This window comes from Burkholderia sp. GbtcB21 (assembly GCF_019091065.1).
GTDB classification, from domain to species: Bacteria; Pseudomonadota; Gammaproteobacteria; order Burkholderiales; family Burkholderiaceae; genus Burkholderia; species Burkholderia pyrrocinia_C.
On sequence record NZ_JAGXKA010000002.1, the window covers coordinates 31,920 to 50,015 of the forward strand.

The 18,096-nt window shown below is 65.3% G+C and carries 16 protein-coding genes; 1 reads left to right on the forward strand and 15 read right to left on the reverse strand.

Annotated features, from left to right (window positions below; genetic code table 11):
• Positions 1–17: 17 nt before the first annotated feature.
• From phoB to KVT39_RS04415, 10 genes are all read right to left on the reverse strand, one after another.
• Positions 18–719, reverse strand: coding sequence for a phosphate regulon transcriptional regulator PhoB (gene phoB / locus KVT39_RS04370; RefSeq protein ID WP_027787869.1), 702 nt, complete (start codon positions 717–719; stop codon positions 18–20).
• 32 nt (positions 720–751) lie between these two features.
• The gene (phoU, locus tag KVT39_RS04375; protein ID WP_034183285.1) at positions 752–1,456 is read right to left on the reverse strand and encodes a phosphate signaling complex protein PhoU; all 705 of its coding nucleotides are present in this window, start codon (positions 1,454–1,456) and stop codon (positions 752–754) included.
• 18 nt (positions 1,457–1,474) lie between these two features.
• Positions 1,475–2,323, reverse strand: coding sequence for a phosphate ABC transporter ATP-binding protein PstB (pstB, locus tag KVT39_RS04380; protein WP_034183284.1), 849 nt, complete (start codon positions 2,321–2,323; stop codon positions 1,475–1,477).
• Between the two features lie 15 nt (positions 2,324–2,338).
• Complete coding sequence (gene pstA / locus KVT39_RS04385; protein ID WP_105392992.1) at positions 2,339–3,232, reverse strand: phosphate ABC transporter permease PstA; 894 nt, start codon at positions 3,230–3,232, stop codon at positions 2,339–2,341.
• Positions 3,229–4,215 (reverse strand): phosphate ABC transporter permease PstC, encoded by a 987-nt coding sequence (gene pstC, locus KVT39_RS04390; RefSeq protein ID WP_034183282.1) that lies wholly within the window; start codon positions 4,213–4,215, stop codon positions 3,229–3,231. The genes pstA and pstC overlap by 4 nt, the downstream gene beginning before the upstream one ends.
• A 94-nt stretch (positions 4,216–4,309) precedes the next feature.
• Positions 4,310–5,344 carry a phosphate ABC transporter substrate-binding protein PstS gene (gene pstS, locus KVT39_RS04395; RefSeq protein ID WP_034183281.1) on the reverse strand — a complete coding sequence of 345 codons (1,035 nt, stop codon included), beginning with the start codon at positions 5,342–5,344 and terminating at the stop codon, positions 4,310–4,312.
• Positions 5,345–5,798: 454 nt separating this feature from the next.
• Positions 5,799–7,154, reverse strand: a complete 1,356-nt coding sequence (gene glmM, locus KVT39_RS04400; RefSeq protein WP_034183280.1) for a phosphoglucosamine mutase — start codon at positions 7,152–7,154, stop codon at positions 5,799–5,801.
• A gap of 28 nt (positions 7,155–7,182) precedes the next feature.
• Complete coding sequence (gene folP / locus KVT39_RS04405) at positions 7,183–8,124, reverse strand: dihydropteroate synthase (protein WP_175750036.1); 942 nt, start codon at positions 8,122–8,124, stop codon at positions 7,183–7,185.
• A gap of 28 nt (positions 8,125–8,152) precedes the next feature.
• Positions 8,153–10,051 carry an ATP-dependent zinc metalloprotease FtsH gene (gene ftsH, locus KVT39_RS04410; protein ID WP_034183278.1) on the reverse strand — a complete coding sequence of 633 codons (1,899 nt, stop codon included), beginning with the start codon at positions 10,049–10,051 and terminating at the stop codon, positions 8,153–8,155.
• A 166-nt stretch (positions 10,052–10,217) separates the two neighbouring features.
• On the reverse strand, positions 10,218–10,880 hold the full coding sequence (locus KVT39_RS04415; RefSeq protein WP_034183277.1) for an RlmE family RNA methyltransferase: 663 nt from the start codon (positions 10,878–10,880) through the stop codon (positions 10,218–10,220).
• Positions 10,881–11,073: 193 nt separating this feature from the next.
• Between KVT39_RS04415 and KVT39_RS04420 the strand changes: the two genes are divergently transcribed.
• The gene (locus tag KVT39_RS04420) at positions 11,074–11,601 is read left to right on the forward strand and encodes a YhbY family RNA-binding protein (RefSeq protein ID WP_034183276.1); all 528 of its coding nucleotides are present in this window, start codon (positions 11,074–11,076) and stop codon (positions 11,599–11,601) included.
• Between the two features lie 48 nt (positions 11,602–11,649).
• Here the strand turns inward: KVT39_RS04420 and KVT39_RS04425 are convergent, their stop codons facing one another.
• The 5 genes from KVT39_RS04425 to carA form a co-directional block, all read right to left on the reverse strand.
• Positions 11,650–12,108: a DUF4149 domain-containing protein gene (locus KVT39_RS04425; protein WP_006497614.1), complete on the reverse strand. Its 459-nt coding sequence runs from the start codon at positions 12,106–12,108 to the stop codon at positions 11,650–11,652.
• Between the two features lie 14 nt (positions 12,109–12,122).
• Positions 12,123–12,599 carry a transcription elongation factor GreA gene (gene greA, locus KVT39_RS04430; protein WP_021163362.1) on the reverse strand — a complete coding sequence of 159 codons (477 nt, stop codon included), beginning with the start codon at positions 12,597–12,599 and terminating at the stop codon, positions 12,123–12,125.
• Positions 12,600–12,717: 118 nt separating this feature from the next.
• Positions 12,718–15,972, reverse strand: a complete 3,255-nt coding sequence (gene carB, locus KVT39_RS04435; RefSeq protein WP_034183275.1) for a carbamoyl-phosphate synthase large subunit — start codon at positions 15,970–15,972, stop codon at positions 12,718–12,720.
• Between the two features lie 49 nt (positions 15,973–16,021).
• Positions 16,022–16,681: a leucine efflux protein LeuE gene (leuE, locus tag KVT39_RS04440; RefSeq protein ID WP_034183274.1), complete on the reverse strand. Its 660-nt coding sequence runs from the start codon at positions 16,679–16,681 to the stop codon at positions 16,022–16,024.
• A 37-nt stretch (positions 16,682–16,718) separates the two neighbouring features.
• A complete protein-coding gene (gene carA / locus KVT39_RS04445; RefSeq protein ID WP_072435871.1) occupies positions 16,719–17,864 on the reverse strand; it encodes a glutamine-hydrolyzing carbamoyl-phosphate synthase small subunit in 1,146 nt (381 codons plus the stop codon).
• Positions 17,865–18,096: the final 232 nt, after the last annotated feature.

Here is an 18,096-nt window from a genome sequence, read left to right on the forward strand (position 1 = left end):
CGGCATGTCCGGATACGTTACGCGTGCTTCGCGAGCCGGTAGCCGCTGCCGCGCACGGTCTCGATCATCGCATCGCAGCCGGCCGGTTTCAAGGCCGCTCGCAATCGTTTGATGTGCACGTCGACGGTTCGCTCTTCGACGAACACGTGGTCGCCCCACACCTGGTCGAGCAGTTGCGTGCGGCTGTGCACGCGCTCCGGATGCGTCATGAAGAAATGCAGCAGGCGGAATTCGGTCGGGCCGAGATCGAGCTTGATCTCGCTGCCTTCCGCATGCGCGGCGACGCGATGCGTGGCCGGATCGAGACGCAGCCCGTTGATCGACACGACGTCCTCGGTCAGCTGCGGCGCACGACGGCGCAGCACGGCCTTGATGCGCGCCATCAGTTCCTTCGGCGAGAACGGCTTCGTTACGTAGTCGTCCGCACCGATCTCGAGGCCGAGCACCTTGTCCTGCTCGTCGCCGCGCGCGGTCAGCATGATGATCGGGATGTGTTTGGTCCGTTCGTTGTTGCGCAGGTCGCGCGCGAACGCGATACCGGACTTGCCCGGCAGCATCCAGTCGAGCAGCACGAGATCGGGCAGCACGTCGCTGATCAGGTTCTGCGCCTGTTCGGCGTTGTACGCGCGGATCGGGCAATGACCGGCGTGCTGGAGATTCACCGAGATCAGTTCGGAAATCGCGGGCTCATCTTCAACGACGAGAATGTTGCTGGGCATCGGCACCTCTTTTCTTCCTGTACGTTGTCGCGTTAACTGTTGGCTTCGCGGTCGAGCGTGTCGCGCGGCTGGTGCCGCACGTCCGTGCCCTTCACGATGTAGATGATGAATTCGGCGATGTTCTTCGCGTGGTCGCCGATCCGTTCGATCGCCTTCGCGATGAACAGGTAATCGAGGCCGACCGAGATCGTGCGCGGATCTTCCTGCATGTACGACACGAGCTTGCGCACGAACGCGCGGAATTCCATGTCGATTTCCTTGTCGTCCTTGACGATCTGCGCAGCGGCCACCGTATCGAGGCGCGCAAACGCGTCGAGCGCGCGGCGCAGGATCGTCACGGCCATCTCGCCCGACACCTTGATCTCGGCGATGTTGACCGCGCGCGCGGCCGGCTCGTCGACCAGGCGGCGCACGCGCTTCGCGATCTTCTCGGCCTCGTCGCCGGCGCGCTCGAGGTTCGTAATCGTTTTCGAAATCGACATCAAAAGACGCAGGTCGCGCGCGGCAGGCTGCCTCCGCGCGATGATGTTGCCGCATTCCTGGTCGATGTCGACTTCCATCGCGTTCAGCGTTTCCTCGGCCGCGATCACCTTCTCGGCCGCATCGCGATCGAATTCGTTGAGTGCGTGCATCGCGCCGACGATCTGCGACTCGACGAGCCCGCCCATTTCCAGCACTTTCGACGACACGGCATTCAGGTCCGCGTCGAACTGGCTCGACAGATGTTTATCCGACATGGCTGTTGTTCTCCGTCATCAACCGAAGCGGCCGGTGATGTAGTCTTCCGTTTCCTTGCGTACCGGCTTGATGAAGATCTTTTCGGTTTCACCGAACTCGATCAGCTCGCCCAGGTACATGTAGGCCGTGTAATCCGAGCAGCGTGCGGCCTGCTGCATGTTGTGCGTGACGATCACGACCGTGTAGTCGCTCTTCAGCTCCGCGATCAGTTCCTCGATGCGACCCGTCGAGATCGGGTCGAGCGCCGAGCACGGTTCGTCGAGCAGCAGCACTTCCGGACGGATCGCGATGCCGCGCGCGATGCAAAGACGCTGCTGCTGGCCGCCCGACAGGCCGTAGCCGCTCTGGCCCAGCTTGTCCTTCACTTCGTTCCACAGCGCGGCCTTCGTGAGCGCCCACTCGACGCGGTCGTCCATTTCCGAGCGCGTGAGCTTTTCGAACATCTTCACGCCGAACGCGATGTTGTCGTAGATCGACATCGGGAACGGGGTCGGCTTCTGGAACACCATGCCGATGCGCGCGCGCAGCAGCGAGATGTCGCGCTTCGTCGTCAGCAGGTTCTCGCCGTCCATCAGGATTTCGCCTTCGGCGCGCTGCTCCGGATAGAGCGCGAACATCTTGTTGAACGTGCGCAGCAGCGTCGACTTGCCGCAGCCCGACGGGCCGATGAACGCCGTCACCTTCCCTTCGGGAATGCGCAGGTTGATGTTCTTCAGCGCATGGAACTTGCTGTAGAAGAAGTTGAGGTTGTTGACCTCGATCTTCGCGTTCAGCGGCGCGAGCGGGCGATCGTTCGCCGCGTCGTGCGTGCCGACGGGCGCTGCGGTGCGCTCGACGGGATTCAGGTGGCTCTCTGCCATATTCATCGGATTGCTCCGCCGTTACTTTTTCGAGAAGACCGAGCGCGCCAGGATGTTGAGTCCGAGCACCCCGAGCGTAATCAGGAACACGCCCGCCCATGCGAGCGACTGCCATTCCGCGAACGGGCTCATCGCGAACTTGTAGATCGTCACGGGCAGGTTCGCCATCGGCTGGCTCATGTCCCACGAGAAGAACTGGTTCGACAGCGCGGTGAACAGCAGCGGCGCGGTTTCGCCGGCGATCCGCGCGACCGCGAGCAGCACGCCCGTGATGATGCCGCCCACCGACGCGCGCAGCGTGATCTTCAGCACCATTCGCCACTTCGGCGTGCCGAGCGCGAAGGCTGCTTCGCGCAGCGCGTTCGGCACGAGCTTCAGCATGTTCTCGGTCGTGCGGATCACGATCGGGATCTGCAGCAGCGCGAGCGCGATCACGCCGGCCCAGCCCGAGAAGCGCCCCGACTTCGCGACGACGAGCGCGTACACGAACAGGCCGATGACGATCGACGGCGCGGACAGCAGGATGTCGTTGATGAAGCGGATCGTGCTCGCCAGCAGGTTCTTCTGGCCGTATTCGGCGAGATAGACGCCCGCAAGGATGCCGATCGGCGTGCCGACCAGCGTGCCGAAACCGCACAGCAGCAGGCTGCCGACGATCGCATTCGCGAGACCGCCGCCTTCGGTGTTCGGTGCCGGCGTCGATTCGGTGAACAGCTGCAGCGACAGGCCGCCGATACCGAGGTGCAGCGTCGTGTACAGGATCCACACGAGCCACAGCAGGCCGAACGCCATGGCGCCGAGCGATGCGGCGAGCGCGATCGCGTTGACGGCCTTGCGCTTGCGCTGCAGGCGCTCGCGCATCGCTTCGAGCACGGCGCCGTCCGGCCCCGGGAAATTCATGATGGGCTCGCTCATTTCTTGCCCTCTCCCTTCTCGAGACGAAGCAGCAGCAGTTTGGAGATGGACAGCACGATGAACGTGATCACGAACAGGATCAGGCCCAGTTCCATCAGCGCGGACGTATGCAGCCCCGGCTGCGCTTCCGCGAATTCGTTCGCGAGCGCCGACGTGATGCTGTTGCCCGGCGCGAACAGCGACACGCTGTCGAGCAGGTTCGTGTTGCCGATCACGAACGTCACGGCCATCGTTTCGCCGAGTGCACGACCGAGGCCGAGCATCACGCCGCCGATCACGCCGGTCTTCGTATAGGGCAGCACGACCTTCCACATCACTTCCCAGGTCGTGCAGCCGATCCCGTATGCCGATTCCTTCAGCAGCACGGGCGTGACCTCGAACACGTCGCGCATCACCGACGCGATGTACGGGATGACCATGATCGCGAGAATCACGCCGGCCGCGAGGATGCCGATGCCGATCGGCGGGCCGGACGTCAGCGGCCCGAGCACCCACACGTCCTTGAGCAGATGGCCGAGCGGCTTCTGGAAGTATTCGGCGAAGATCGGCGCGAACACGAGCAGCCCCCACATGCCGTACACGATCGACGGAATCGCGGCGAGCAGCTCGATCGCGATGCCGAGCGGGCGGCGCAGCCACACGGGCGACAGCTCGGTGAGGAACAGTGCGATGCCGAAGCTGACGGGCACCGCGATGACGAGCGCAATGACCGACGTCACGATCGTGCCGTAGATCGGCACGAGTGCGCCGTAGATGTCCGAGTTGGGATCCCACTCGGATTGCCACAGGAAGCCGAGGCCGAACTTCTGGATGGTCGGCATCGACGCAATGATAAGGGAAACGATGATCCCGCCCAGCAGCAGCAGGGTCACGATCGCGGCAATCCGTGCGAGGCCGCCGAACAGAACGTCGCCGAGGCGGCTCGGCGCGCGCTGCTGTGCACTGCCGGGCGATCGGGAGGACGTGTATGAAATATCAGACATGGGTGCCTGCTTTTGATCGCCGGGCGCCGTAACGCCCGGCTTTACCGCACACACTGCCCGACCGGCGCGGCCGGGCAGTGAACCGCTGCAATGCTTACTCGGCGGCGACCGGCTTGCCCGATGCGTCCGTCACCTTCGTCTTCCACTGCTTGCGGATTTCCGTCTCGACCGTCGCCGGCAGCGAAATGTAGTCGAGGCTGTCCGCAGCCTTCTCGCCGTTCTTGAACGCCCAGCTGAAGAACTTCAGCGTTTCCGCGCCCTGCTCCGGCTTGTCCTGCTTCGCGTGCAGCAGCACGAACGTCGCGCCGACGACCGGCCATGCTTCCTTGCCCGGCTGGTTCGTCAGGATCTGGTAGAACGACTTCGACCAGTTCGCGCCCGCAGCAGCGGCCTTGAACGTTTCCGTCTTCGGCTCGACCACCGTGCCCGTCGAGTTCTTCAGCGCGGTGTAGGTCATGTTGTTCTTCTTCGCGTACGCCCACTCGACGTAGCCGATCGCGCCCGGCAGGCGCTGCACGAAGGCCGCAACGCCGTCGTTGCCCTTGCCGCCCGTGCCCGTCGGCCAGTTGACCGTCGTGCCTTCGCCGATCTTCGACTTCCACTCGTCGCTGACCTTCGACAGGTAGTTCGTCCAGATGAAGCTGGTGCCCGAGCCGTCAGCACGGCGAACGACCGCGATGTCCGTATCCGGCAGCTTGACCTTCGGGTTCAGCGCGGCGATCGCCGGGTCGTTCCACTTCTTGATCTTGCCGAGGTAGATGTCGCCGAGCACCGGGCCCGACAGCGTCAGTTCACCGGCCTTCACGCCCGGCACGTTGACGACCGGCACCACGCCGCCGACCACCGTCGGGAACTGGAACAGGCCTTCCTTCGCAAGCTCTTCATCCTTCAGCGGAGCGTCCGAACCGGCAAAATCGACCGTCTTCGCGTTGATCTGCTTCAGGCCGCCCGACGAACCGATACCCTGGTAGTTGACCTTCGCACCGCCGGACTGCTGGTAGTCGGCAGCCCATTTCGTATAGATCGGCATCGCGAACGTGCTGCCTGCGCCCGTGATGTCGGCAGCTTGCGCGGCAACGGCGAAAAGCGCGCCAGCCAGGCCGGCAATCGCGGTTTGCATCAATTTCATGAGACCTCCAGTGTGTGAGCGGATGACTACGGCACCGCGAAGGTTAGGGGCTCCTCATGACGGTAATGTGACAATCGATGAAACTGGCGTGACAGTAACATGACTGGTTGAAAGGGAGTATCGGGTGCGGCGCGGGCGGCGCCTGCGGGCACCGGAACGGCAGAGGCGGCAAGAATTGCCTGCCTGGCGAGGACGGGGCGGACACCCGTTTTTTCGGGTTCGCCGGCGGATCGTAGCGCAGCGTCGGCGGGACGGGAAGCCCCTGCCCGCGGTGGGCGCGATATCAGGGGGCGGAAGATATCTTCAGTCAGGCGATGCGTTGATCGACGCGACACACTATAGGTAGCGCAAACCTTTGCGTCTGACGAAATTGCGGCGCCCGAAGGCGCCGCATGCCGATTCACCGGAGAACCGGCGCGCGGGCGGCAGGACCGCCCCGCGCCGCTATCGTGCGTCAGGTCGTCGCCGCGCGCACTGCGTCGGCGATCGTCTCCGCATGGCGGACTGCATCGGCTGCCTGCTGCGCTTCGACCATCACGCGCAGCACGGGCTCGGTGCCGGATGCGCGGATCAGCACGCGGCCGCTGCCGGCGAGTGCGGCCTCGGCTGCGTCGATCGCGGCGCGGATCGACGTGCTGCCCTTCCAGTCGGCGCCCGGCTTCATCCGCACATTGATCAGCTTCTGCGGAAACAGCGTGACGCCATCGAGCATCTGCGCAAGCGTTCGGCCGCTGCGCTTCAGCGCGGCCAGCACGAGCAACGCCGACACGATGCCGTCGCCGGTCGAATGCCGGTCGAGCGACAGGATGTGGCCCGAGCCCTCCGCGCCGAGCTGCCAGCCATGCTCGCGCAATTGCTCGAGCACGTAGCGGTCGCCGACCGCCGCGCGGACGAACTTCACGCCCTCGCGCTGCAGCGCGACTTCGACGGCGAGGTTCGTCATCAGCGTGCCGACCGCGCCTTCGACCTTGCCGTCGGTCGCGATCCGGTCCTTCACGAGCACGTAGAGGAGCTCGTCGCCGTTGTACAGGCGCCCGGTCGCATCGACGACCTGCAGGCGGTCCGCATCGCCGTCGAGCGCAATGCCGAGATCGGCGTGGTTCGCCCGCACCGCGCGCACCAGCGCGTCGGGCGCGGTCGCGCCGACGCCGTCGTTGATGTTGAAGCCGTTCGGCGCGACGCCGATCGGGATCACGTCCGCGCCGAGCTCGTGGAACACGTGCGGCGCGACCTGGTACGCGGCACCGTGCGCGCAATCGACCACGAGCTTCAGCCCGCGCAGGTCGAACGCGGCCGGGAACGTGCTCTTGCAGAACTCGATGTAGCGGCCGGCCGCGTCGTCGAGGCGGCGCGCCTTGCCGAGGCCGTCGGACGACGCGCACTCGAGCGGTTTGTCGAGCCACGCTTCGATCGCGGCTTCGGTGTCATCGGGCAGCTTGTTGCCGTCAGCGGAGAAAAACTTGATCCCGTTGTCGTGATACGGGTTGTGCGACGCGCTGATCACGACGCCGGCCGACAGGCGCAGCGCACGCGTCAGATATGCGACGCCCGGCGTCGGCATCGGGCCGGCCAGCATCACGTCGACCCCGGCCGCCGAGAAGCCGGCCTCGAGCGCGGCTTCGAGCATGTAGCCCGACACGCGCGTGTCCTTGCCGATCAGTACCGTCGGACGCGAGCCTGCCGCGACGTCGGCCGAACTGGCCAGCACCTTGCCGGCCGCGTAGCCGAGGCGCAATACGAAATCCGGCGTGATGGGCGCCTCGCCCACCGTGCCGCGAATGCCGTCCGTGCCGAAATATCGACGTCCCATAGCGAATCTTCCTCCTTCGTCTTCTGACTTATCGTTGCCGCGCGGCTACGCGCACGGCATTCCAGACTTTCAGCGCATCGACCGTCGCCGCGACGTCGTGGACGCGCACGATCGCCGCACCGCGCTCGACCGCGCACAACGCGGCCGCCACGCTCGCCGCGACGCGCTCCATCGGCGGTTTGCCGCCGATCACCGCGCCGAGCATCGACTTTCGCGACATGCCCGCGAGAATCGGATAAGCGCGCCCGTCGGGCCGCGCAGGCGCCGTGTCCGGCAACGCGGCCAGCAGCGCATAGTTGTCGTCGACGACCGCCTTGCCGAACCCGAAGCCGGGATCCACGCAGATCCGCTCCGGCGCAATGCCCGCGTCGCACAGTGCCTGCGCGCGCGCGGCGAGAAACTCGCGCACGTCGGTCACGACGTCGCCGTAGTCGGGCTCGCCGACCTGCATCGTCTGCGGCTCGCCGAGCATGTGCATCGCGCACAGCCCGCAGTTGCCGTCGCGCACCGCGTCGATCGCGCCCGGCTGGCGGAACCCCCAGATGTCGTTGATCAGGTCCGCGCCGGCGGCCAGCGCCGCACGCATCACGGCCGGCTTGTAGGTGTCGATCGACAGCGGCACGTTCAGCGGCCGCAGCGCCTCGACGAGCGGGATCACGCGCGCGAGTTCCTCGTCGAGCGGTACGGGCGGCGCGCCGGGGCGCGTCGATTCGCCGCCGATATCGAGAAGGTCCGCGCCTTCGGCGATCATGCGCTCGGCCTGGCGCAGCGCATCGTCGCGCGCGAGGAAGCGGCCGCCGTCGGAGAACGAATCGGGCGTGGCGTTGAGAATGCCCATCACGAGCGGGCGCTCGAACGTCAGTGCGAAGCGGCCGCACTGGAGCGGCGCGGGAATGGATGGAGTAACAGCGGAATCGGACACGAGCGACTGGCGTGGTTGAATGCAAAACGGGCCGGTGTGAAGCCACACCAGCCCGTGAACGGTGCTAAAGCGGAGGTTATGCCGCCGGCGAAGCAGGCGCCGGCGCGTTGCCGGGCTTGACCTCGGCGCTGCTGCCACCGCCCGACGAATCGCCGCCGACGGCCGGCGAGCTCTTCGGCGAACGCGGCGGACGGCCTTCCATGATGTCGTTGATCTGATCGGCGTCGATCGTCTCCCACTCCATCAGCGCGGCCGTCATCGCTTCGACCTTGTCGCGGTTCTCTTCGAGCAGGCGGCGTGCGAGGTTGTACTGATCGTCGAGCACGCGGCGGATTTCCGAATCGACCTTCTGCTGCGTCGCTTCCGAGATCGTGCGCGTGAAGCCGCGGCCGAACGGCGACGCATCGTTCTCGTCGTCGACGTAGACCATCGGCCCGAGCGCATCGGTCATGCCGAAGCGTGCCACCATCGCGCGCGCCGTCTGCGTTGCCTTGTTGAAGTCGTCCGATGCGCCGGTGCTGACGAGATTCATGAACAGCTCTTCCGCCACCCGGCCACCGAACAGGATCGCGAGGCGGTCCAGCAGGTAGTCCTTCGAGTACGTCTCGTTGTCATGCTCCGGCAACTGCCACGTGACGCCCAGCGCACGGCCGCGCGGGATGATCGTGACCTTGTGCACCGGGTCGGCCTTCGGCAGCAGCTTCGCGACCACCGCGTGGCCCGACTCGTGGTAAGCGGTCGCGCGCTTCGCTTCCTCGCGGATCACGGCCGACTTGCGCTCCGGACCCATGAAGATCTTGTCCTTCGCGTCCTCGAAATCCTGCATCTCGACGATGCGCTTGCCGCGGCGTGCGGCGAACAGCGCAGCCTCGTTCACGAGGTTCGCGAGATCGGCGCCCGAGAAGCCCGGCGTGCCGCGTGCGATGACGGCCGCATCGACGTCGTTCGCGATCGGTACCTTGCGCAGGTGCACGCGCATGATCTGCTCGCGGCCGCGGATATCCGGCAGACCGACGTAGACCTGGCGGTCGAAACGGCCCGGACGCAGCAGCGCCTTGTCGAGGACGTCGGAACGGTTGGTCGCGGCGATCACGATCACGCCCGAGTTCGCTTCGAAGCCGTCCATCTCGACCAGCATCTGGTTCAGCGTCTGTTCGCGTTCGTCGTTGCCGCCGCCCATGCCGGCGCCGCGATGACGGCCGACCGCGTCGATTTCGTCGATGAACACGATGCACGGCGCATGCTTCTTCGCCTGCTCGAACATGTCGCGCACACGGGCCGCGCCGACGCCGACGAACATTTCGACGAAGTCCGAACCCGAGATGCTGAAGAACGGCACCTTCGCTTCACCCGCGATCGCGCGGGCGAGCAGCGTCTTGCCGGTACCCGGCGGGCCGACGAGCAGCACGCCGCGCGGAATGCGACCGCCCAGCTTCTGGAATTTCTGCGGATCGCGCAGGAAGTCGACGAGCTCGGACACTTCTTCCTTCGCTTCGTCGCAGCCCGCGACGTCGGAGAAGTTCACCGCGTTGTTGTTCTCGTCGATCAGCCGCGCTCGCGACTTGCCGAACGAGAAGGCGCCGCCTTTGCCGCCGCCCTGCATCTGCCTCATCATGTAGAACCAGAACACGATGATCAGGATCGTCGGCCCGAGGTAGTACAGCGCGGACATCAGCGCGTTCGGCTCGTCATCGGCCTTGCCGCTGACCTGCACGCCGTACTTCATCAGATCGCCGACCATCCAGATGTCGCCGGGCGACACGATCTGGTATTTCTGGCCATCAGCCGGAGTGACGGTGAGGTTGCGTCCCTGAACGATGACGTTCTTGACCTTGCCGTTCTTGGCGTCGTCCATGAACTGCGAATAGGACACGCCTTCCTGGACGCGGGGCTTGTCGAACTGCTTGAACACCGTAAACAGCACCAGTGCGATCACTAACCACACCGCTGCCTTCGAAAACATATTGTTGTTCAAAGCACCACTCCTTCACTCGTAGACGAGCGCCTACATTTTCCTTGCGGCGCCCCTCGGTCATTCTAATCCAGTCCGACCACCCTCGCCATAAGCATTGACAACCGCCGCGATAGCGCTTCGCTTGTCCGGCAAGGGCCGGAGCCCGTTTGCGGCACCCCGCCGCGCATCAGCGCGGATGCTTCAGATGCCGACCCAAAATGAACGTTTCGGACGATTTGTCGCGGGACGCCTTGGGCTTGCGCGGCGCGACGGTCTTAAACTGCTGTTTGAATTTCTCGACGATCTGGCTGTAGCCGCTGCCATGAAAGCATTTCACGAGCAGCGCACCGTCCGGCTTCAGATGGTTCTGCGCGAATTCGAGCGCCAGATCGCAGAGATGCTCGATGCGCGCCGCGTCCGCCGAGGCCACACCGGAGAGGTTGGGGGCCATGTCCGAAATAACAAGGTCCACCGCGCGGCCTTCGAGCACTTCCTCGAGCTGGTGGAGCACTTCGTCCTCGCGGAAGTCGCCCTGGATGAAGTGGACGTCGGCGATCGGCTCCATCGGCAGCAGGTCGAGCGCGATGATCGTGCCGTCGATGCCGCCTTCGCGCTCGGTGTCGCGCTTCTTGCCCTGCGCGAGCTTGTTGCGGGCATACTGGCTCCAGCTGCCCGGCGTCGCGCCGAGATCGACGATCACCTGGCCCGGACGGACCAGCTTGTCCTGCTCGTCGATTTCCTTCAGCTTGTACGCGGCACGCGCGCGATAGCCCTCCCGCTGCGCCATTTTGACGTACGGGTCGTTGATGTGGTCGTGCAGCCAGTGCTGGTTAAAGCGGTTTTTTGCCATTCGAGAGAGAGATTGCTGCCATTTGCTTCGTGAAGCCGCGCTTTTAGCGGATAATACGCGTCTTCTTCGCGCGGCTGCGGCCCCTTTTCAGGCCCAAGCCGCGATTTTACGTGGTTTCGGCGCACGGCTGACGCGGTAACTTCCCGCGATCGCTTTTCAGGCCGCGTGCCCTTATTTAGATTTCGACATTTCCATGCCCGCCCTTTCGCTTTCTCCCGCCGAGCGCTCCGCGCTGCGCTCCCAGGCCCATGCGCTCAAGCCCGTCGTGCTGATCGGCGCCGAAGGGCTGACCGACGCCGTGCTGAAGGAAATCAAGGTGCACCTCGCCGCGCACCAGCTGATCAAGATCCGCGTGTTCGGCGACGAGCGCGACGAACGCATCGCGATCTACGACGAGATCTGCGACCGCCTGAGCGCGGCGCCGATCCAGCACATCGGCAAGCTGCTGGTGATCTGGAAGCCCGAAGCCCCTGCAGCGGCCCCGGCCCGCGGCCGTCGCGCCGGCACGCTGCCGAGCGCGGCCGAAGCCGCCGACGACAGGAAAGGCCGCGCACCGCGCACGGTCAAGGTCGTCAAGGTGTCGCCGAACGCGAGCCCCGTGCGTCGTCCGAAGCCGACGAAGGTCGTCGTGCGCGGCAACGAACGCGTGACGGCGGGCGGCACCGTGAAGCGCGCGAAAAAGCGCCAGGCAAGCACCAAGCGGCCGTTCCAGGACAAGTAAAACGCGTACGCGGCACGGTCGCACCGTGCCGCACTGCCCGCGCTGCGCTCAGGCGTCGCGCGCCGGCAGACGCCAGATCAGCATCAGCCCCAGCACGCTCTCGACGAGATAGAACACGCTCGAGACGCCGTGCAGCATCCCGAAGCGACTCGCGTACGGCGAATTCGCGATATCGGTGCCCGCGTCCATCGCGGCCACCCGCAGCGCGTTCATGAACGGCTGCAGCGCGAAATACCCGACCAGCACGCACACGACCATCGCGGCGACGATCCAGCGCACGCGACGATATTCGCTGCTGCCGCGCCGCACCTGCTGGTTCGACAACGCGAGCAGCAGCACGCCGCACACGACACCGAGGATCGCCTCGATACGGAACAGCTGGGCGGCGACCGAACCGGCCGTCATCCGCTCCAGCGTCTTGAACAGCACGGGCGCGACCGCATACCCGATCGTCAGCAGGCTGCCGACCCACACGGCCGACAGCAGACGGAACACGCGATGCGGCATCACGTCGCCCCGTTTCAGATGTAGCTGACCGAGATGATTTCGTATTCGCGCACGCCGCTCGGCGCCTGCACGGCCGCGACGTCGCCTTCGGACTTGCCGATCAGTGCGCGCGCGATCGGCGAGCTGACCGAGATCAGACCGTGATCTATATCGGCTTCGTCGTCGCCGACGATCTGGTATTTGACGGTGTCGCCCGACTCGAGATCCTCGAGTTCGACCGTCGACGCGAAGACCACGCGGCCTTCGGCATCGAGCACGGTGGGATCGATGACCTGCGCGGCCGACAGCTTCGATTCGATTTCCGCGATACGACCCTCGATGAAGCCCTGCTTTTCCTTCGCGGCATCGTATTCGGCGTTTTCGGACAGATCGCCCTGTGCGCGGGCCTCCGCGATCGCGTTGATCACGGCCGGCCGCTCGACGGATTTGAGGCGCTGCAATTCATCGCGCAGTTGCTCTGCGCCACGCTTTGTCAACGGAATGGTGCTCATAAACGGCTCAATCGCTAAAAACGGCTTTAAAAAAAATCACCGCGATTAAGCGCGTTTCCGGCGAACCGGAAACACCGCTTAACCGCGGCACGTATTGCTTCGACAGGTAACTGACTGCTTAGTTTAGGCGAGCGTGAAGACCTTGTAAATCATAGACTTCCAGATCCTTCAGGTAGCGCAAGCCTTCGACGGCCGCGCGCGCGCCCGACATCGTCGTGTAGTACGTGACCTTGTGCGCCTGCGCGCTCATGCGGATCGAACGCGAATCGGCGATCGCCTGGCGCGTCTCGTCGACCGTCGTGAACACGAGTGCGATCTCGCCGTTCTTGATCATGTCGACGATGTGCGGACGGCCGTCCTTCACCTTGTTCACGACCTTCACCGGCACGCCGGCCGCTTCGATCGCGGCAGCCGTGCCCTTGGTCGCGACGATCGGGTAGCCGAGGTCGTGCAGCATGCGTGCGACTTCGACGGCCTTCGGCTTGTCGGCGTCCATCACGGTCAGCAGCACCGTGCCCGACTCCGGCAGGCGCGAACCGGCCGCGAGCTGCGACTTGAACAGCGCTTCGCCGAACGTCTGGCCGACGCCCATCACTTCGCCGGTCGAACGCATTTCAGGCCCGAGGACCGGATCGACGGTCGGGAACTTGACGAACGGGAACACGGCTTCCTTCACGCTGAAGTACGGCGGCTCGACTTCCTTCGTCACGCCCTGCTGCGCGAGCTTCTGGCCGACCATCGCGCGCGCCGCGATCTTCGCGAGCGGCAGGCTGGTCGCCTTCGACACGTACGGCACCGTGCGCGACGCGCGCGGGTTCACTTCGAGCACGTAGATGATGTCCTGCTTCGAGCCGTCCGCCTGCGGCACCTGCTGGATCGCGAACTGCACGTTCATCAGGCCGACCACGTTCAGCGCCTTCGCCATCGCGCCCGTCTGGCGCTTCAGCTCGGCCACGGTTTCCTTCGACAGCGAGTACGGCGGCAGCGAGCATGCCGAGTCGCCCGAGTGGACGCCCGCCTGCTCGATGTGCTCCATCACGCCGCCGATGAACACGGCTTCGCCGTCGCAGATACAGTCGACGTCGCACTCGATCGCGTCGTTCAGGAAGCGGTCGAGCAGCACCGGCGAATCGTTCGACACCTTCACGGCCTCGCGCATGTAGCGCTCGAGGTCGCGCGGCTCGTGGACGATTTCCATCGCGCGGCCGCCCAGCACGTACGACGGGCGCACGACCAGCGGATAGCCGATTTCCTCGGCGAGCTTGAGCGCTTCGTCTTCGGCGCGTGCGGTGCGGTTCGGCGGCTGGCGCAGGCCGAGGTCCTGCAGCAGCTTCTGGAAGCGTTCGCGGTCTTCGGCCGCGTCGATCATGTCCGGCGACGTGCCGACGATCGGCACGCCGTGCGCCTCGAGGTCGAGCGCGAGCTTCAGCGGCGTCTGGCCGCCGTACTGGACGATCACGCCGACCGGCTTTTCCTTGTCGACGATCTCGAGCACGTCTTCGAGCGTCAGCGGCTCGAAGTACAGGCGGTCGGACGTGTCGTAGTCGGTCGACACCGTTTCCGGGTTGCAGTTGACCATGATCGTTTCGTAGCCGTCCTCGCGCATAGCGAGCGCCGCGTGCACGCAGCAGTAGTCGAACTCGATGCCCTGGCCGATCCGGTTCGGGCCGCCGCCCAGCACCATGATCTTCTTGTTCGTGGTCGGCTGCGCCTCGCACTCTTCCTCGTAGGTCGAGTACATGTACGCGGTTTTCGTCGCGAATTCGGCCGCGCAGGTGTCGACGCGCTTGTAGACCGGGCGCACGTTCAGCTCGACGCGACGCTTGCGGACGTCTTCCGGCGTCGCGCCGAGCAGCTTCGCGAGGCGGCGGTCGGAGAAGCCGCTCTGCTTCAGGTAGCGCAGCTCGTCGAACGTCAGCGACGCGAGCGTGCGGCCCGCGAGCGCCTTTTCCTTCAGGATGATCTGCTCGATCTGCTCGAGGAACCACGGGTCGATCGCGGTTTCCGCGAAGATTTCCTGGGCCGTCATGCCGATGCGGAATGCATCGCCGACATACCAGATGCGGTCCGGGCCCGGCTCGTGGATCTCGATCGCGATCTCGTCGCGGTTGGTCGACTTCTCGTCGAGACCGTCGACGCCGACTTCGAGGCCGCGCAGCGCCTTCTGGAACGATTCCTGGAACGTGCGGCCGATCGCCATCACTTCGCCGACCGACTTCATCTGCGTCGTCAGGCGCGAATCGGCTTCACGGAACTTCTCGAACGCGAAGCGCGGGATCTTCGTGACGACGTAGTCGATCGTCGGCTCGAACGACGCCGGCGTCTGGCCGCCGGTGATTTCGTTCTTCAGCTCGTCGAGCGTGTAGCCGACCGCCAGCTTCGCGGCGACCTTCGCGATCGGGAAGCCGGTCGCCTTCGATGCGAGCGCCGACGAACGCGACACGCGCGGGTTCATTTCGATGACGACCATGCGGCCGTCCTTCGGGTTGATCGAGAACTGCACGTTCGAACCGCCCGTGTCGACGCCGATCTCGCGCAGCACCGCGAGCGATGCGTTACGCAGGATCTGGTATTCCTTGTCGGTGAGCGTCTGCGCCGGTGCGACCGTGATCGAGTCGCCGGTGTGCACGCCCATCGGGTCGAGGTTTTCGATCGAGCAGACGATGATGCAGTTGTCGGCGCGGTCGCGCACGACTTCCATCTCGTATTCCTTCCAGCCGAGCAGCGATTCCTCGATCAGCAGCTCGCGCGTGGGCGACAGGTCGAGACCGCGCTTGCAGATTTCCTCGAACTCTTCGCGGTTGTACGCGATGCCGCCGCCCGAGCCGCCGAGCGTGAACGACGGACGGATCACGACCGGGTAGCCGCTGCCGCCGGTGCCCGCCATGATCTCGGCGTGCACCTTGGTCGCCTCTTCCATCGAGTGCGCGATGCCCGACTTCGCGGAGCCGAGACCGATCTTGGTCATCGCTTCCTTGAACTTCTGGCGGTCTTCCGCCTTGTCGATCGCTTCCGGCGACGCGCCGATCAGCTCGACGCCGAACTTCTCGAGCACGCCGTGGTGATGCAGGTCGAGCGCGCAGTTCAGCGCGGTCTGGCCGCCCATCGTCGGCAGGATCGCGTCCGGGCGCTCCTTCTCGATGATGCGCGCGACGACTTCCCACGTGATCGGCTCGATGTAGGTCACGTCGGCCGTGTTCGGGTCGGTCATGATCGTCGCCGGGTTGCTGTTGACGAGAACGACCTTGTAGCCCTCCTCACGCAACGCCTTGCAAGCCTGCGCGCCCGAATAGTCGAACTCGCACGCCTGGCCGATGATGATCGGGCCGGCGCCGATGATGAGGATGCTCTTGATGTCTGTGCGTTTTGGCATGGCTTGTGAATTCAATAAGTAATCGTTGTCGTGGGTCGGCCGGCAGCGCTCAGCTCATGGTCGCGAGCGCGAGCTTCACCGAGAAACCGATGAACAGGCCGCCCACGCTGCTCGCCGCGCCTGCCGCAAGCTTGCGGCGGCGGCGGAAGTGCTCGGCGAGCCGCGCCCCCGCGAAGATCAGCGTGCTCAGGTACAGGAAGCTCGCGCTTTGCGCGATCGCCCCGAGCACGACGAACGACAGCGCGGGATGCGGGAATGCCGGGTCGACGAACTGGATGAAGAACGAGATGAAGAACAGGATCGCCTTCGGATTCAGCAGGCTCACGATCAGCGCCTTGCGGAACGGTCGCTCGCCGTCGACCGTCTGCGGCGCCTCGGCAAGCCCGCCCGCCGGCGTGCGCAGCTTCTGCCACGCGCTGCGCAGCATGCCGGTGCCGATGTAGAGCAGGTACGCGGCGCCGCCGTACTTGACGACGGAGAACAGCAGCGGATTCGCCTTCAGCAGCGACGCGACGCCCGCGGCCGACAGCACCATCAGCACCGTGTCGCCGACGAACACGCCGCAGGCCGCGCGATAGCCGGCCTTCACGCCGCGCTGCGCCGCGAGCGACAGCACGTACATCGAGTTCGGCCCCGGCAGCAGGATGATGAAGATCACGCCGAACACGTAGGTCCAGATATCCGTGATGCCGAGTGCGTGGCCGAACATGATGCGAATCTCCCGTCCTTCGGTTGCGTCGGTTGCGTTAGGCGTTGCGCTGCTTCGCCGCGTCCATCAGCGCGGTGAAACGGTCGAACAGATAGCCGATGTCGTGCGGGCCCGGCGACGCTTCCGGGTGGCCCTGGAAGCAGAACGCCGGCTTGTCGGTCAGCTCGAAGCCCTGCAGCGTGCCGTCGAACAGCGACACGTGCGTCACGCGCGCGTTGGCCGGCAGCGAATCCGCATCGACCGCGAAGCCGTGGTTCTGCGACGTGATCACGACTCGACCGTCGCCGAGATCCTTCACCGGATGGTTCGCGCCGTGGTGGCCCGTTTTCATCTTCAGCGTCTTCGCGCCGACCGCGAGGCCCATGATCTGGTGGCCGAGGCAGATGCCGAAGGTCGGCACGCCGCGCTCGATGAATTCCTTCGTGGCCGCGATCGCGTAATCGCACGGCTCCGGATCGCCGGGGCCGTTCGACAGGAAGATGCCGTCCGGATTCAGCGCGAGCGCATCGGCCGCGCTCGCCTGCGCCGGCAGCACCGTCACCTGGCAGCCGCGCTCCGCGAGCATGCGCAGGATGTTGTACTTGACGCCGAAATCGTACGCGACGACGCGGTACTTCGGCGCTTCCTGCATGCCGTAGCCGCTGCCGAGGCGCCATTCGGTCTGCTTCCACTCGAACGGCTTCGTGGTCGACACGACCTTCGCGAGATCCATGCCCGCGAGGCCCGGGAACGAGCGCGCGAGCTCGATCGCCTTCGCCTCGTCGTCCGAACCGGCCAGGATGCAGCCGTTCTGCGCGCCCTTGTCGCGCAGGATGCGGGTCAGCTTGCGGGTGTCGATGCCGGCGATCGCGACGACGCCTTCGTCGCGCAGGTAATCGCCGAGCGTGCGGTCCATGCGGAAGTTCGATGCGAGCGTGGGCAGATCACGGATGATCAGGCCGGCGGCATGGACTTTCGTGGCTTCGACGTCTTCGGCGTTGACGCCGACGTTGCCGATATGCGGGTAGGTGAGCGTGACGATCTGGCGCGCGTAGCTCGGATCAGTCAGGATTTCCTGATAGCCGGTGATCGCGGTATTGAACACGACTTCGCCGATCGTATGGCCTTCGGCCCCGATCGAATAACCACGAAAGACCGTGCCGTCGGCGAGTGCAAGCAAGGCGGGAGAAAAAGACGGCAACACGGGAGGCTCCTTGGGGAACACCCTGCTGCCGACCTGTTTACCCTGCCGCGCGAGCGCCGCGCTGCGTGGGCGCGCGTAGTCGCTAGCTGGACGCGGCCTGCGTTGTCGAGACGCGAACCCGGCGCGTGGCGCACGAGGCTTCGCGGCATCGCCCGGCAGGCGGCGTGCGGCGGATGAACGGGATGAATGAGGTAGGCGCTAGGGTGCGAGGTTGATCAGCACAAACTTTCAA

Coding starts and splice junctions, on each gene's coding strand:
- phoB (WP_027787869.1), bottom strand. CDS start 719: ATGCCCAGCAACATTCTCGTCGTTGAAGATGAGCCCGCGATTTCCGAA.
- phoU (WP_034183285.1), bottom strand. CDS start 1,456: ATGTCGGATAAACATCTGTCGAGCCAGTTCGACGCGGACCTGAATGCC.
- pstB (WP_034183284.1), bottom strand. CDS start 2,323: ATGAATATGGCAGAGAGCCACCTGAATCCCGTCGAGCGCACCGCAGCG.
- pstA (WP_105392992.1), bottom strand. CDS start 3,232: ATGAGCGAGCCCATCATGAATTTCCCGGGGCCGGACGGCGCCGTGCTC.
- pstC (WP_034183282.1), bottom strand. CDS start 4,215: ATGTCTGATATTTCATACACGTCCTCCCGATCGCCCGGCAGTGCACAG.
- pstS (WP_034183281.1), bottom strand. CDS start 5,344: ATGAAATTGATGCAAACCGCGATTGCCGGCCTGGCTGGCGCGCTTTTC.
- glmM (WP_034183280.1), bottom strand. CDS start 7,154: ATGGGACGTCGATATTTCGGCACGGACGGCATTCGCGGCACGGTGGGC.
- KVT39_RS04415 (WP_034183277.1), bottom strand. CDS start 10,880: ATGGCAAAAAACCGCTTTAACCAGCACTGGCTGCACGACCACATCAAC.
- KVT39_RS04420 (WP_034183276.1), top strand. CDS start 11,074: ATGCCCGCCCTTTCGCTTTCTCCCGCCGAGCGCTCCGCGCTGCGCTCC.
- KVT39_RS04425 (WP_006497614.1), bottom strand. CDS start 12,108: ATGCCGCATCGCGTGTTCCGTCTGCTGTCGGCCGTGTGGGTCGGCAGC.
- greA (WP_021163362.1), bottom strand. CDS start 12,599: ATGAGCACCATTCCGTTGACAAAGCGTGGCGCAGAGCAACTGCGCGAT.
- carB (WP_034183275.1), bottom strand. CDS start 15,972: ATGCCAAAACGCACAGACATCAAGAGCATCCTCATCATCGGCGCCGGC.
- leuE (WP_034183274.1), bottom strand. CDS start 16,681: ATGTTCGGCCACGCACTCGGCATCACGGATATCTGGACCTACGTGTTC.